We start from the raw sequence: 15,609 nt of genomic DNA, 5'->3' as shown, positions 1-15,609 counted from the left end.
AGAAGAAACAAGGGCGGAGCTCCCGATGAACGACCAGCCGCTAGCCGGCAAGCCGGCGCTCTACGTCACCCTGTTCCGTCGCGCGGGCGGTCCCCTGCTGTCTGTCGTGCTGCTATGCCTGGCGCTGTGGGCGCTCAAGGCCATGGCCAGCGAGGTGACCTATCGCCAGATCGGCGGCTACGTGCATGCGCTGCCCAACAGCGATATCGCCCTTGCCATGCTGCTGACCGGCGCCGGGTTCGCCGTGATGACGCTGTACGACTGGTTCGGGCTGGCCAGCGTGGGCAAGCGGCTGCCGGCCCCCCGGGTCGGCCTGATCTCCTTCATCAGCTATGCGTTCTCCAATGCGCTGGGCATGTCGCTGCTGGTGTCCGGGTCCATCCGCTACCGCTTCTACGTGCAGGCCGGGCTGACCCCCGGCGAGATCGCCCGCGTGGTGCTCTACACCACCCTCAGCTTCTGGCTGGGCCTGGCGGCGATCACGGGCGTCACCCTGTTGGCGGTCCCGATTCCGCCCGAGGTACCCCTGTCGGGCCTGCGGATTCCTCTGGCGATCGTGCTGTCGCTGGTGCCGCTGGCGTGGTTCGTGGTGTCGCTTACCGTGCGCCGGCCCATCCGCCTGTGGCGCTGGGAGATCGCCACGCCCACGCCCGCCATGGCCGCCCGGCAGATCCTGATCGGTGCGCTGGACTGGGGCCTCGCCTCGGGCGTGCTCTACGTGCTGATGCCGGAGGCGATCTCCGGTGGCTTCGGCCACTTCCTGGCTATCTTCGTGCTCGCCCAGATGGCGGGCCTGATCAGCCACGTGCCCGGCGGCCTGGGCGTGTTCGAGGCGGTGATGCTTGCCGGCTTCGGCGCTACCGGCAACCACGGACTGGAAGCGCCCATCCTCGGCTCGCTGGCGGCGTTCCGCGCCGTCTATTACCTGCTGCCGCTGGGCGTGGCCACCGTGCTGGTGATCTGGCGCGAGATCCGCGCGCTGCGCCATGCGGCCATGATCGCGCCCTGGTTCAGCGGACTGCTGCCGCCATTCTTCGCCGGCCTGACCCTGGTCGCCGGCGCGGTGCTGCTGTTCTCCGGCGCCACGCTGGCCATCCCCGGCCGCATGGAGATCCTGCGCGGCTTCGTGCCGCTGCCGCTGGTGGAGGTATCGCACTTCCTCTCGAGCGTGGTCGGCATGATGCTGCTGATCCTGGCCCGCGGCCTGCAACGGCGGCTGGACGCCGCCTACGTGCTGACGCTGGTGCTGCTGGTGCTGGGCGCCGTGCTGTCCATGCTCAAGGGCATCGACTACGAGGAAGCCACCCTGCTGTCGCTGCTGGCCCTGGCCCTGGCACCGGCCCACCGGCACTTCTATCGCCGGGCCTCGCTGTTCCGTGCCAGCTTCTCGCCGGGCTGGGTGCTGGCCATCGGTGCGGTGCTGGCCTGCTCCACCTGGCTGGTGTTCTTCAGCTTCAAGCACGTCGAATACAGCAACAACCTCTGGTGGGAGTTCAGCTTCCATCACGGTGGCGCACCGCGCGCGCTGCGTGCGCTGGTCGGCGCCACGGCCGCACTTTTGCTGTTCGGCCTGGCCAACCTGATCCGCCCGGCCCGCGCCCGTCGCACCCGCCCCGGCGACGCCGAGCTGGCCCGCGTGCTGCCCCTGGTCAAGTCGTTCGACTCCGCCCAGGCCCATCTGGCGCTGGTCGGCGACAAGATGCTGCGCTTTGCGCCGGACGACCGTGCCTTCATCATGTACGACGTGGAAGGACGCAGCTGGGTGGCCATGGGCGACCCCGTGGGCACCGACGAGGACGCCCGCCGCGAACTGGTCTGGAGCTTCCGTGAGGAATGCGAGCGCGCCGGCGGCTGGCCGCTGTTCTACCAGGTACGCCCGGCCGACCTGGACCTCTACCTCGACGTGGGCATGAGTCTGCTGAAGATCGGCGAGGAAGCCCGCGTGCGCCTGGAGACCTTCAACCTGGACGGCAAGTCGAAGAAGACGCTGCGCGGCACGGTCAACAAGCTGCAACGTGACGGCCTGCGCATGGAGATCGTACCCGTGGAGGACGTGCCCGCGCTGCTGCCCCGCCTGAAGGTCATCTCCGATGTCTGGATGGGCGACAAGAAGGTACGCGAGAAGCGCTTCTCGCTGGGCCTGTTCGATGAACGCTATCTATCCCGCACGCCGATGGCCGTGGTGTGGCAGGGCGACCAGCCGGTAGCCTTCGCCAACATGTTCCTTACCGAGTCGATGGAAGAAGCGTCCGTCGACCTCATGCGCCACCTTCCCGAGGGCCCCTCCGGCATCATGGATTTCCTGTTTATCGAGCTGATGTCCTGGTCCAAGGCCCAGGGCTACCGCTGGTTCAACCTGGGCATGGCCCCCCTGTCGGGTCTGCAGAACCGCCGTACCGCGCCCCTGTGGAGCCGCTTCGGCGCCATGGTGTTCGGTCGCGGCGAGCGCTTCTACAACTTCCGTGGCCTGCATCGCTACAAGGAGAAGTTCGATCCCGAGTGGGAGCCGCGCTATATCGCGGTACCCGGCGGCATCGCGCTGCCCCTGGCGCTGGCCAACGTGGCCAGCCTCATCTCCGGCGGCCTGGGCGGCGTGGTGCGCCGGTGAGCACGCCAAAGAAGAGGAACGTGCTGCGTATCGTGCTGTCGTGCGTGGCCGGTGCCATCGTGCTGGCCCTGCTGGCCTGGCACCCCTGGACCCACGCATCGATGGAAAAATCCACCGTGGAGCTGCCGGCACTGGCCGCGGCGCCGGCCGGACAGGAAGACCTGCTGGTGGTCATCTATTCCGGTGACGGCGGCTGGTGGGACCTGGACCAGCGCCTGGGTGCGGTCTTCACCGGTCGAGGCCTGCCCGTGGCCGGGGTCAGCACCTTCAAGTACTTCTGGCGTTACCGCTCGCCGGATGAATCCGCCCACGACCTGGACGGCCTGCTGGACCGCTACACAAAACAGTGGAACAAGCAGCGCGTTCTGCTGATCGGCTATTCGTTCGGCGCGGACGTATTGCCCACCATCGTCGGCCGTCTGCGCCCCGACAACCGGGCGAAGCTGGCCCAGCTGGTGCTGCTGTCGGCCAGCCGCGACGTGAATTTCGAGATCGAACTCGAGGGCTACATGCAGCAGGGCTGGTGGACCACCCACACCCACAACTTTCTGCAGTGGCTGAATCCCGTGGTGCATACCGATGCCATCCCGCCCATCCTGGCGCTGGCCGGCCGGCCACCGATGGCCTGCTACTACGGCACCGAGGACGCGGACGACAGCGGCTGCACCGATCCGAAGCTGCCGTCGTTCGTCACCGTATACAAGAAGCCGGGCTCGCACCACTTCGACGAGAACTACGAAGCGCTAGCCACTGAGCTACTGCAGCGCATGCCGCCGAAGGCCTCCACGTCGCCTTAACTTTTTCAAGGCGCCTGGCACGTTTTCGGCTGTCACGGAACCTTCACCGTCGCGCCACTCAAATTTTCGTCTTTTCGGTGCAACTTGCTCGTAAGGCGGGGAGTCCGACTGGAGAAGGTTTTATGCAACGCACACCGGGAAAACGCGATTACGGTTCGTCCGACAGCGCGCATCTGCGCAGCCTGGCCAGTCGCGGTCTGCCGCCTTCTTCGCCCCAGGCAAGGCCTGCGGGCAGCAAGCACAAGGATCGTCCGGAGGGCAGCCGAGTCGTCGTGCCCGGCGTCCAGGATCGCGGCAAGCGCGCCTCTACGTAAGGGTAAGCTGGCGCTCTTGTAGGGAAAATAGCAGCCAACTTTAAGAATCCTCCTATATCCGTCATCGGACCAGCCAAGGAAGATAGCGTTACGCCCACCGGCTTATACCGGCGGGCCAACGTATCGCCGATGACCGATCCGACGGCAGGATGCCGTCTGTCCCTAGAATCAGGATCGATCCCCCCCTTCATCGGCGGTGACGCTGCGCCGGCTTCGCCGGGCCGCGTTCTGGTGGTCTGACCACCCAACCCAGGGACGGTCGTCATGGCCCTCCGCGTGAGCGCGAGGGCCATGTTTTTTTGTAGCATCGCCCGATGGGCTGCCTACCGATTCCCCTCTTCGCGCTGCTCGGCTTTGGGCTGGGCTACCTGATCGACGATCGTCCCGGCTCGCTCTGGGGCGGTGGCGTGGGCCTGCTGATCGGATTGGCCGGCACGGCGCTGGTCGTGCGCGCGATGCGGCGGGCGAACCGACCGGGCTAGGCCGTCGTCCGCGATGCCGGTCAGGCCTGGCGCGATCCTGGGGCGGCAACGGTCGCTTTGGCATGCGCCTGCCGAAGCTGGTCGGGCGAGCCCGGAGGAATCCACGACGCCAGCACGGCAGGCGCCTCGGCGTTGGCCGGGGCCACGGAGACTTGCACCGCTTCGACGATATCGCGCGTCGCTCCGGTCACCCGCAGCATGACGGTCAGGGCGTTGCCTTGCTTGGTCCAGCCGACGAGGTTGCTCGGGAGGACATGGCAAGCGGGCTGGCCCCCGTCGAAGAGGGTAAGGACCCCTGAGTTGATCTCATCCATCGTATGCACGGTTCGCTTCCTGACAGGGGCCGCCCGGTGGGCCGTGGGCTATTTTCTCAGGAGGGGTTGGCTTACGTCTGTCGGGGGAGGACTACACAATTTCGGTGTGTTTACGCGTCCTCAAAAGAGCTACTGCAACGAATGGACATGCCGATACAAGCGCAACTACACCAAAGAGTATTCCGACGGGAAGTATGTAGTTGATACGGGCGACGGCTGGCATGAACATTAAAGCAAAGGCTGTAGACCCCATGAGCCACCACGTCGGAGCAAAGATGAATTCGGCGACGACAATCGCCATAAAGGCAAGGTAGATCTCTATGAGCATGACGAAATCCGGATAGCTCAAGTACCACATGAATCGGTAGGCGTAGACGAGGTAGTGAACGACGAACGAGATTGCCAATGCCAGGCCGGCCTTCCATGGAAATCTTTGGATTTGCATTGCCTTAAACATCCTTCGTGATCTGAAGCCAGACCGCTCCCTCGATGGTCGATGGTCGATGGTCGATGGTCGATGGGTATCATCGCAGCGCATCTGACGAATCGCGAGAGCGACCGGAGATAATCTACCTCATGGGCCGGATGCTACGCCGACAGCCGCAATGACACCCAAAAAGGCTCCGATGGCCGCAAGAAGCGCGCTGGCCACATGGCGACGCAACGCCTGCGCCTAATCGAAAGCAGCCGTGACTTTGCCAGACGAACGCCAACACCGTCTTCCGGGCGACTGAAGTGCCTAGGCCTGAATATGTAGTCGAAGCGAATCGACGGGGAAGAATCGACATCCAACCACTCGCCGTGATCGCGAGCGATCCTTTGTGCTTCCTTCACAACCCGCTGAACGCGAGATAGGTTCCATAAGCCGTAAGCGATGCCAGGTGCGCTTCCAAGAAAAAATCCGTATGCCCCGTAGTCAGGCGCACTCATGACCGATACCACAACAGTGCAGCGAACAAGTAAGACTCATGGAGGTGAGTGAAATGGAAAAGGGCCGCGCTCTTTTACATCAAGGTTTTTTGACATAGCGACTCGATGGAATGCGGCAAAGACGTTGAGGGCATATTTGGATTACGCCAACTTGAAGCTGACCATACCGGCAGGCCAGACAGGGTTGTAAGCCAGCTCATCCAGACGGCGATATCCCGCTGTTAGCATAGCGAACCAGGACGCCCTTCCGCATGCCAACCGGAGTGCGTCGAAGCAATTCATCGGTTCGTGGGTCTCGATAAAGATATCGCACTCCGCCGCTCCAACATCGTGACCGTCAATCTCCCCATATTGACCGATGACAGCGATCAGTGACTCTTCGATGGCGATAAGCTGATCGAAGTCCGGAAGGTTCGGTTCACACCACTGGAGCACGAGCTGGGATTTCATCACTGACACGTCCTCGCTTCAACGCGACGTCCCCCCGCCTTCAGTAGCGGTCCGATCTTGAGTTCAGGATTAATGTAACTGTTTCGCGTAGGCAGCGGGAGTCAGTCCGCCGAGTGCCTTCTTCGGTCGCTCCTCGTTGCATTCCCGTCGCCAGTTTTCGATTTCGGTTCGGGCATGCAGCAGGCTGGGAAACCAGTGTTCGTTGAGGCATTCATCGCGAAGCCTTCCGTTGAATGATTCGATGTACGCGTTCTGATTCGGCTTGCCGGGCTCGATCAGGCGCAGCTGTACGCCGCGTTCGTGCGCCCATGCGACCATGGCCTTGCCACAGAACTCCTTTCCGTTATCGCTGCGTATGATTTTCGGTAGGCCCCGAGTGACCGCCAGGCGGTCCATGACGCGCGTTACGCCGACGCCTGATATCGCCCGCTCGATCTCGATGGCGACTGCCTCATGCGTGGCGTCATCGACGATCGTCAGGCACTTCAAGACGCGCCCTTCGGCGGTGCGGTCGAAAACGAAATCGATGGACCAAACCTCGTTCGCGACCGCGGGCCGGAGCAGTGGCTGCCTGTCGGCCGGAAGCACCTTTTTCCGTTTCCGCCGGCGCACCTGCAGATTCGCCTCCTGGTACAGGCGCTCAACTCGCTTGTAATTGACCATCTGTCCGGCCTGGCGGAGTTTCAGGTAGATCATGCCAACGCCGTAGCGTTTGTGGCGATTCGCCAGCGCGCAAATCATCTCGCGCAGCGAGACGTTGCGGTCGGGCCGCGGTTCGTATCGGTAAGCGCTTGCGCTCATGCCGGCGATCGCCAGCGACCGACGCTCACTCAGTTCCTTGCCGATCAAGTAGCGCACCAGCTCGCGCCGGTCCGGTGCGCTCACCATTTTTTTCGCAGAGCTTCCTTGATGACCTCGTTTTCCAGGAGCTGCTCGGCCAGCAGCTTCTTAAGCCGGCCGTTCTCCGACTCCAGATCCTTCAGCCGCTTGGCCTCGGGTACGCTCATGCCGCCGAACTTGCTTCGCCAAAGGTAGTACGAGACCTCGCTGAAGCCGTGCTTGCGGCACAGGTCCTTGACCGGCATGCCTGCCTCGACCTCGCGCAGGAAGCCAATGATCTGCTCTTCGGAAAAACGCTTCTTCACGTCCAATCTCCTTCTCGTGGGGGATTGAACTCGAAACCGGAGCGCTACTCAAATTTGGGGGGACGTCGAACGGAACCGCAAGCGAACCAGCGAAACCGGATCTCCTCATGCGGCATAGGTGAGCAAGACGACTAGCGCCGCAAGCTCCACCATGACGAAGGATACTAATCGTATGACCAGGATGTCGTGCCCCTTCCGACACAGCTTGTAAGCAGCCCAGAAATTCGCAATTGGCCACGCAATAAAGAAAACATAGCTCACCAAGGACCCTTGCCTGAAGATCAGTGCCGACAGAACGTGACCCAGCACGATCATCGGAAGCCACAGCAGGATCAGTAGAACATTCTTCATGATCGATGTACGGGCACCTTGGATGTCCGACGGTATGCGGCCACTCATAGTCTGCTGCGATGGACTGAATGGCTCGACTAACCTTCGAACATCTTGTCGATCAAGTCTTCCAGTAAGACCCCATCGCTGTTGGGATAATAGCTCTCGTCCAGACCAAGCCGTATCAAAACATCTTCGCATGCGTCGCGAAACTCGGACAAGGCGTAGCCTGTTCCCTCCAACACGAGGTCGGGGCCGGCAACAAGGAATGAGGGAAGTAACGTCATCGTTTCTTCCGACGTCTTCAGAAGCTCGTATTGCCTCTGGCTGATTCGCACTCTCATTCCATTCCTGACTTCTCGTTGCTGTAAAAAACAGCGTTTGAATGAAGCCTGCAGATCGTCGCGTTACAACAGCGAGCAAGGAGGAAAAGGCTCGGCCTTAGAAAGGTTCACTCATACAACCTGTACTCGTAAAGCACATCGAGGAACTCCGCCACGCTGGAACCCACCGGCAGCGCCTCCTTCCAGTCCATCCCGATGAAAGGAACCATGACCAAGGACCGGGCAAGCTCACAAGATGCCCCGGCGTGGTCGTCCTGCATCAGAAAAGAGGCGATGGCACCTGGATCATCGGCACCCGTCGCCACCAGTCCTCCGAAGGACCCGGCGTCGGAGAAACAATCCGCTGGGTCTGGAATCGTCAAGAACATGGCAAAACGGCCGCGAATCGTTTCCTGCCGACAGAGCGCATGCTTCGCGGGTGGTTTCAGGCAAGAAAAGGGCTGTGTAGTCGGAGTAGAAAAGAATTTGCAGGCGCGACCGACAGCATCTTCAAAAGGTTGTTCAGGGTCGTCACCAGACAAGGTGATCCAGCCACGCAACTCGGCACGGTCTGCAAGTGATCTCAACATCAGTCATGGACTCCGACCCTGATCGAAACTCAATTTCACGACAGTGAGCCTTGTGCACGCCGTAGTAGAAATCACTCGTAGGTCCGCAGATTTTTGAAAACTCCCCCCATTAAAAATCTTGGCGACCCTGTCCATCTCAGTTAGGAAATCGTCGCGTCGGGTCGGCTTGCGGTGCGTTTCGAAAGAGCTATAGGCTTGCGTGCCGAAAATCAGTTGGTCGGGCATCGATCAGGATCAGCAAAGCATGTGCCGTCTCAGACAGTGAAAATTGTTCGGAGCTTCCCTAGAGAGGAGGCTGCCAAGCGAGGAGTTCAGCAGACGTGAATACGTCACATGATTGGAGGATAGCCGCAATCTTCGCAGATCCAGTCACTGATTTGAGACTGAATCTTATGTTGTCATCAATGCTTATCATTACGTCTGAGTCGCCGTTGATTGAACGAAACACTATTGCATATAGAGATGTACCGGCAGATATTGCGTCGGCGGGCACCTGCGCTAGGCGTCCAGCCTCCTCGATAACCTGCTCATAGTGCGACGGGACCTCGCCTGGACTAGCTGGCCTTGTCCATTCTGTCCTGACACAAAAATCTATTTTTTCAAACTCAGGGATGCTTCCTACGTCGAGCAAAGCCGTCGGGACCTTCCTCACCACTTCTCGTGAAATTCCGAAAGTTTCAAACTTGAACTCAATATCGAAATAGTTCCAAGTAAGTGCAATCCATTCTTCATTGCCACTTCGGAAATATACCGACTCCCACTTTGGGTTGTTGTCGCCATCGATAAAGTACGAGCCACCCTTAATCGCGCCGAGAATCTCAACATCATCGCTTCCCGGGAAAAAACTTTTCCATATTTTCATTGAGTTGGCTTCAGGTCATCGGGAACAGGAGTATCTTCCGGAAAATGAATGATTTCTGTTGGTTTGGAGTCATTCGCAGGAACCTCGATTCTCGGCCCGTCCTTGCCACCTGTCCGAACGCTAACTCCGTTGGGGGCGATGCTTCGTCCTTTGCTGTCGGGAGTGGTGAGAGCTCCCCCGGTCAGCTTCTTTACGGTGTCAGCAAACTTGTCGGATGGTAATGACGTGCCAATTGCGGTACCGCCATACTTCCCTGTTTCGCGTGGCTTATCACCGATTAGTCCAGTTGGTAGAGCTGGTGCAACGTGAACTTGACCATCTGTATTGCTCTGTGACTGCTGTGAGTGTGGCGAACTATCTGTAAGCGCATTTTGAATAAGGCGAGCAGCCACAATCGTACCGACGTAAATGTATTCTAGACCCCTACCGGCGATCGTTGTTGCTTCAAGGGTGCATGAATTGTCATCACATGTAACCTTTCCATCTGGATCCATGCGGCTACTTGGGTTGTTGTTCGCATAGGCCTGCCGGTTGAAATTGTAAATATCGCCAAGCTTTGGCTCGACCGGATCCACTGAAAGAAACCGGCCGACGCTCGGGTCGTAGTATCGGGCTTGCATGTAGACCAAGCCCGAATCCACATCGTTCACATGCCCCGTATACCCCGGCCCTTGCTCCGGCGTACCCAGCGCCTGCGTGCCGTAAGGACGGTAATCCGCACTACTGAGGATATTCCCCGACGCATCAGCCTTCGCCAGCACCGTCCCCTGCGGACTCGTGTAGTAGTAGGTGATCGTCTCCGCCGCATGGGCAACGCCCATGCTCGCGCAAACCATCGCCATCAAAAGCAGCAATGCTGTCAGCCACGCCGACCCCGGCCGCAAGCAACGACGAACGATCGACATCGCGGAAGTTTCCATCATCACGCTCCTGTGCCGGGTCATCACGGGCTCACACTGTTGGACGGGCTGTAGGCGGAGCAGCCCACGGCGTTACACGCGCGCACTTTGTAAGTCAGCGTGACGCCGGGTTGCTGCAGCGAGCTGTAGGACAGCCCCGAGTCGTTGTAGACCAGGGTGTTGTTCTCCATGAGCTCGTAGCGCGTAGCGGATGCCTGCGCCGTCCACTTGACCAGCACCGTGGGCTTGGTCGGACCGTGGTAGGTCGTAGTGAAAGTCGGCGCCGCCGGTGCCGATGGCACGAGGGATACCGTTACGGTGGTCACATTGCTCCAGGGTCCGCACGACAGATCGTTACACCCCTGAACCTGATAGGCGTAAGTTCCATTGCCACGACCTGAAACGGACCAACTGGTTGCCGCGTTCCATTGGACACGCTGGAAGCCACCCCCGTTGACCGACTCGCCAAGGTTGTAACTAGTTCCATCACTTACAGCAGACCAGCTGATGGTGTAGGCGCCCGTGTTACTCGTGCCACCACCGGTGATGGTCGGAGTCCCCGGTGTCCGCATCACGCTTACCGCACCGCTGGTCGCGTAGCCGCCACAACCGTTCGCATTGCACGCACGCACCCGATACCACCAGTTGCTCGACGCACCTTCGGACACGGTCGTGGAGGTATTAGTCCCAGACCATACATTGGTCCAGTTGCCATCACTGCTGTGGTCCACCTGGTAGGAGGTGGCATAGGTCGTCGCGGGCCAGCTCACCGCCACGGCGCCCGTCGAGTTGGCGGGCACGCTGATACTGGCCGGGGCAGGCGGAATATGGGCAATGGTGACCGCGTTTGATGTGGTGGGCGAACTGCATCCGTTGGCGTTGCATGCCGAGGCGCGGAACTGGTAGATGCCGTCACCCGGGGCACCCCACGACGTATTGGGCGCCGTGCCGTTATAAAGCAACGACCAGCCACCATTGTTTATGGAGTACTCCGCCTTGTAGCTCGTCGTATTGGTGGTGGCTGGCCAGCTGACCGCGATGTTCGACAGGTCACTGGCAGGCGTAGCCGTCACCGAGGAGGGCGAGGAAGGCGCCAGCGTGGATGGCGGGACAACGAAGCTTCCGGACTGGGCCAGGGCATTGTTGTAGCCGCCCGTCTGCGAGATGCCGTACACATAGATGGCCTTACCGGCATACTGAACACGCTGGGCCTCTGTCAGCGGGATGCTGAAGCGATGCTTCGTCCCGCTCGAGTGGCACGCCGTCTGCACGGCCGCCTCGCTGAGTTGATTCGCCGTGAACCCGCCGACCATGGTGGCTGCTTCACCCGGAGAACTCACATACAGATGCACATCGATCGATGCCGCTAGACCACTGGCGCACGCCCAGCCGGTGATGGTGGCATTCGCCCCCGTCGTCACTCCATCAATGTTGCCCATCACCACCGACGTCGTAGCCTTCCGACTGGCGACAAGGGTTTTGCCGAGGTAGACATAGCTGGTGCCGTTGGTGCTGCCGTTGTCGTACTCCCACATCAGCTGACCGCTGCTGCTGTAGGCGTAGTAGGTCGTGCCGGACGACGTGACCGCCTTCACCCGGTGCCCCGTAGCGTCATACAGGTAATCGGCCTTGCCGTTGACCGAGAGCAGCCGGTTGGCCAGATCGAAGGTCATCGCCTGGCTGTCCTTGGTCGTCGTGTTGCCCTGGGCGTCGTAGTTGAAGCTGTGCACGGTGGCGCCGTTGTTACTGATCGTGCTCAGCAGGTTGTTGACGTCGTAGTTGTAGGTGTTGCTGCCATTGCTGTTGGTCAGGCTGCGCAGGTTGTTCAGCGTGTCGTAGGTGTAGGTCTCGCTGCCCCACAGGTTGGAGGCGGTGGCCGACACCAAGCGGCTCAGGCCGTCGTAGGTCATCGCACGGGTGCGCTGCGCCGAACCCGACTGGTCGGTAATCGACAGGATGTTGCCCACCTTGTCGTAGCCGAAGTCTTCGCTGACCGCGATCTTGGCGGACGTGCCGAAGCTGAAGTTGGACAGCAACTGCCGCGCATTCATGCTGGCCGAATACAGCGCGCCGTTGCCCAGCGTGTAGGCCTGCACCGCACCGTCCGGGAAATACGTCGCGCCGCTGACGAACGAACCCGCCGTCGTTGGTTGACCCAGCGCGTTGGGCGCCATCGCCACGGTGTTGCCATCGGGATACTGCACGCTGGCCAGGTGGCCATTGGCGTCATACCCGTAGCCCAGCGTCCAGGACCAGCCATCGACCGACAAGGCTTCGGCGGTGAGCAGGCCAAGCTTGTTGCGACCGTAGGACCAGCCTACGGTACCGGTGCTGTTGGCATTGCTGGACGAGGTGGCCGACGTCGACGTCGCGGGCCGACCCAGCGCGTCGTAGGTGAAGCTCGTGGCCAGCGTGCCATTGGGATAGGACACCGAAGTGACGCGGTTCATCGCGTCGTAGGCATTGGTGGTGCGGGCCGCCGTGGCGACCTGGTCGTAGCCGCACCCGGTGCCGTTGAACGGCTGACCGGCCGCGCTCCAGACCACGTTGTCGGCGCCGTCGTAGGCCGCCATGGTGCTGCCTGTTTCCGGCTCCCATGAACGACAGAGTCGGTGCTGCGCGTCATAGGTCATCGTGCGCGTGACACCGCCCTGCGTGAGCGAAAGCACGTTGCCATAAAGGTCTCGACTGATGACCTGAGAGACACCCTCCGGCGCGTCAACCTGCACGACCGCATCCATGCTCGGCGTGTCGAAAGCCTGGAAGTGCGAAACGGTGAGGTTCTGATTAGCGTCCGCCACACGCCTCGCACCGCCCGTGACATACGCCATGGTGGAAACGAGGTTGCCCTGCTCCGAGGCCTGGATGCTGGTCACAGGCCGACCCAGGACGTCATAAGCCGTTGCCCTTCCGGTATCCATGCTGGCGCGATCCGGTGTCCCGGAGACCGCATAGGATTCGAAGGTTTTTCGACCCGCCCAGTCGTAGTCGGTGCGCGAAGAGGTGGACAGTCCGCTGCCCGCATCCGATTGCGTCGAGATCACGGGGCGCAACAGGACATCGAAATCCGTCCGCTGACTCAGGTTGCCCTGCGTCGCGGTTCGCACCCAATGGTTGCCGCCCATGCCGCGGGCATCAGGAGAGAAGACGTAGCTATAGGTCTTGGGCGCCCATGCCACGCTGTCGCCCGTGGGATAGTCGATGCGTGCGATGCGCCCGATCGCGTCGTAGCCGTAGCTCGTGGTGGCGCCGGCCTGATCGGTAATGGCCGCGATCTGGCCCAGGCCATCGACCGCCACCGCCTGGCTGGTGCCGTCCGGGTAGCCGATGCTGGTGGGAATCCCGCGGGTGTAGTTACCCAGCGTGGTGGTCTTGCCGTTGCCGTCGGTGAAGCTGGCAAGTTGGCCTTGCGCGCTGAAGGTATACCCCATGACCTTCACCCCGAACCGGTCGCGCTCGGTCGGCGTGGCCGTGCCGCTGTCGTAGAGCATCTGGCTGACCGTCTCGCCCGTACTCAGGTTGATCGACTGCGCTGGCAGGCCGATCACCCAGAGGCCGGCGTTATCGGTGTAGGTAGAGCGATCGCTGACGCTGTAACCGAAATTGTTGGACCGGGTGACATCCTGCGGCCGCGCGAAGGCATCGAACGCGGTGGCGTTCCAGGCGTAGACGTCCGGCGTGGTGCTGGCCGAGGGGTCCATCGTGATCTGCTGCGTAGCCTTCGGCAGTTGCTCCTGCAACTGCGCCGTGTTGACGCGCTGCTGCGGCGCATAGCCCCACGGGTGGGCATAGGCGCCGGACCGCGCATCCTGGGCCGGCGTCGGATTGACGTAGGCGTAGGCCGTCGAGCGGCGTATCGCAGACGAGGCGCCACTGTCGTAGACGTCTTCCTTCAGCAGCTGGCTCTCGGTCCAGTCGTAGCGGTTGGAGAACGTGCTCCGTTCCAGATGGCCATCCGGATAGCTGACATCCGTGGACACCTGGGTGGCGCAGGCCGTCGAGGTGCAGTCCTTGGACCAGCTTTCATTCGCGGGCGAGTAGCTGTAGCTCCAGGACAAGCCGCTGGCGGGAAGCCCCGTGCCCGAGAGCGTGCGCTGGCTGATCGCCATGCCATACGACGCGTTGGGCACGGCCGCCCAGGTGCTCGGGCCGTTCGGTGTGGCGGCCATGTTCGGGCCGGCCATGCATTGCTGGGGCACATAAGAGCGACCGCGCTTGAGCGGTGCGACGGTGTAAGACGCCGCCAGGCCCGACGGATGCGTGACCGTCGCGGTGAACGTGCTGCCTACGTTGCCAGGCACGCCCACGGCCGCGCAGGTGCCGCCGGACTCACGCGAATCCACCCAGGCCCCGTTGAACGGATCGAAGTTGTAGCCCCAGCTGCTGCCGTCCGGCTGCTGCACCGACGTCAGGGTGTAGACGAGGTTGGCGGTGGACTTGACGTAGCTGTAGGTCCAGGTGCGGTTGCCAGCGGCACCGCCTTGCTCGGTGATCGTGCTCACCCGATGGCTGCTGCTACCTGTGCTGGCATCGTTCTCGTAGGTCAGCGTCACATGGCGACCGTCCGACGCGGCGATGTCCGTCACATCGTCGCCGCTGTAGGTATAGGTCACCGAGTTGCCGAACCGGTCCTCGATACGCGTGACCAGCATCCGGCCTTCGCGACGCAGGAGTAGATCTTCCGCCGTGGCGAACACATGGAAGCCGGAACGCGCGGCTTCCGGACTGGAGCCCAGCGGCCGCGTCAGCGACGGCATGTAGCGATAGGCGATGTGATCGAGCCAGTACTTCGTGCCATCCGGGGAGACCGCGAGAAAGCCCTCGATCGCAGTGTCGTTGGCAGCATGCGCCAGGCAACCCACCGCCCAGTTACCGCGGGTCACGATCGGATAGGTCAGGCCCGCGACGCCGGGTGTGGCCGTGTTGGCCGTCGAGCGCGCCAGCAGGTCCTGGCTGGCCTGGCCGGGGATTCGTAGCTGGTAGCCCTGCCACCAGGTCTGCGGCTCCCAGTCCGAGCGTTTGGAGTCCCCGTTGGGCGCTGCCACGCTAGGGGGTGGACCAAAGCTTGAGCAGATGGCACCCGGGTTGCTCGCTGCGACCCGCCAGCCCGGGACGTTGTTCTGCTGGGCCGTGACCGTAAAGATCTGCGGCAGGTCCATGTCCCAATCGCCGAAGGCACGCGCCTGCAGGTCGGGGCGATCCTCGACGCCGTGGAAACTGAAGCTGCGGCCCAGCGTCAGTGCCGGGCCGGTGCCGGTCAGCGATACATCGGTCTGAGAGAAGGACAGGGAGCCGTCGTAGAGGCTGATCTTCTCGCCGAAAGGCGTGTCGCCCAACGGCTGGATGTCTTCGTTGACCTTGATGAGCTTCTTGTACTCGTCTTCGGGCTTGACCGTCGTCTGCGCACTTGCCGCGAAGGGCAGCGCCAGCGCGACGATCATCGACATCCCGAGCGCCATACGCGCCCACGAGCGCACGATCAGCGCCCTCCCCTGATTGGACCCTGTCATCGTGCTTCCCCTGACCGTGAGCGACTGCTCAGGGCGGGGAATGTAGGCGTCTCTT

Annotated in this window: 13 protein-coding genes; 3 read left to right on the top strand and 10 right to left on the bottom strand. The window is 61.7% G+C overall.

Annotated features, from left to right (window positions below):
• The first annotated feature begins 25 nt into the window (after positions 1-25).
• The 3 genes from mprF (at position 26) to FA89_RS20075 (ending at position 4,201) form a co-directional block, all read left to right on the top strand.
• Positions 26-2,608, top strand: coding sequence for a bifunctional lysylphosphatidylglycerol flippase/synthetase MprF (gene mprF, locus FA89_RS05285; protein ID WP_051938554.1), 2,583 nt, complete (start codon positions 26-28; stop codon positions 2,606-2,608).
• 20 nt (positions 2,609-2,628) lie between these two features.
• The gene (locus FA89_RS05280) at positions 2,629-3,405 is read left to right on the top strand and encodes an AcvB/VirJ family lysyl-phosphatidylglycerol hydrolase (protein ID WP_036138913.1); all 777 of its coding nucleotides are present in this window, start codon (positions 2,629-2,631) and stop codon (positions 3,403-3,405) included.
• Between the two features lie 628 nt (positions 3,406-4,033).
• Positions 4,034-4,201, top strand: a complete 168-nt coding sequence (locus FA89_RS20075; RefSeq protein WP_185754241.1) for a hypothetical protein — start codon at positions 4,034-4,036, stop codon at positions 4,199-4,201.
• Between the two features lie 20 nt (positions 4,202-4,221).
• Here FA89_RS20075 and FA89_RS05270 read toward each other — a convergent pair whose 3' ends face one another.
• The 10 genes from FA89_RS05270 to FA89_RS05230 all read right to left on the bottom strand — a co-directional run bounded on the left by FA89_RS05270 (position 4,222) and on the right by FA89_RS05230 (position 15,491).
• On the bottom strand, positions 4,222-4,524 hold the full coding sequence (locus tag FA89_RS05270) for a hypothetical protein (RefSeq protein WP_185754240.1): 303 nt from the start codon (positions 4,522-4,524) through the stop codon (positions 4,222-4,224).
• An 82-nt stretch (positions 4,525-4,606) separates the two neighbouring features.
• Positions 4,607-4,960: a hypothetical protein gene (locus FA89_RS05265; RefSeq protein WP_036138909.1), complete on the bottom strand. Its 354-nt coding sequence runs from the start codon at positions 4,958-4,960 to the stop codon at positions 4,607-4,609.
• A gap of 626 nt (positions 4,961-5,586) precedes the next feature.
• Positions 5,587-5,895, bottom strand: a complete 309-nt coding sequence (locus FA89_RS05260) for a hypothetical protein (RefSeq protein WP_036138905.1) — start codon at positions 5,893-5,895, stop codon at positions 5,587-5,589.
• Positions 5,896-5,964: 69 nt separating this feature from the next.
• Positions 5,965-7,040 (bottom strand): IS3 family transposase gene (locus FA89_RS05255; RefSeq protein ID WP_441295033.1). Its coding sequence is split into 2 segments (ribosomal slippage): positions 5,965-6,782 and positions 6,782-7,040, totalling 1,077 coding nucleotides; the frame shifts between segments, so codons are not numbered across the junction.
• Between the two features lie 105 nt (positions 7,041-7,145).
• Positions 7,146-7,391 carry a hypothetical protein gene (locus FA89_RS05245; protein ID WP_185754238.1) on the bottom strand — a complete coding sequence of 82 codons (246 nt, stop codon included), beginning with the start codon at positions 7,389-7,391 and terminating at the stop codon, positions 7,146-7,148.
• 77 nt (positions 7,392-7,468) lie between these two features.
• The gene (locus FA89_RS05240; protein WP_185754237.1) at positions 7,469-7,657 is read right to left on the bottom strand and encodes a hypothetical protein; all 189 of its coding nucleotides are present in this window, start codon (positions 7,655-7,657) and stop codon (positions 7,469-7,471) included.
• A gap of 164 nt (positions 7,658-7,821) precedes the next feature.
• On the bottom strand, positions 7,822-8,283 hold the full coding sequence (locus FA89_RS20070) for a hypothetical protein (RefSeq protein ID WP_185754236.1): 462 nt from the start codon (positions 8,281-8,283) through the stop codon (positions 7,822-7,824).
• A 283-nt stretch (positions 8,284-8,566) separates the two neighbouring features.
• Positions 8,567-9,145: a hypothetical protein gene (locus FA89_RS20065; protein ID WP_185754235.1), complete on the bottom strand. Its 579-nt coding sequence runs from the start codon at positions 9,143-9,145 to the stop codon at positions 8,567-8,569.
• The gene (locus tag FA89_RS19550) at positions 9,142-10,068 is read right to left on the bottom strand and encodes an RHS repeat-associated core domain-containing protein (protein ID WP_221174280.1); all 927 of its coding nucleotides are present in this window, start codon (positions 10,066-10,068) and stop codon (positions 9,142-9,144) included. The genes FA89_RS20065 and FA89_RS19550 overlap by 4 nt, the downstream gene beginning before the upstream one ends.
• Positions 10,069-10,088: 20 nt before the next feature.
• Complete coding sequence (locus FA89_RS05230) at positions 10,089-15,491, bottom strand: hypothetical protein (RefSeq protein ID WP_036138889.1); 5,403 nt, start codon at positions 15,489-15,491, stop codon at positions 10,089-10,091.
• Positions 15,492-15,609 lie beyond the last annotated feature (118 nt).

The sequence above is a fragment of the Luteibacter sp. 9135 genome (assembly GCF_000745005.1).
Taxonomy (GTDB): Bacteria; Pseudomonadota; Gammaproteobacteria; order Xanthomonadales; family Rhodanobacteraceae; genus Luteibacter.
Note: the sequence above shows the minus strand (reverse complement) of the source record. Positions and strands in the feature narration are given on the sequence as shown.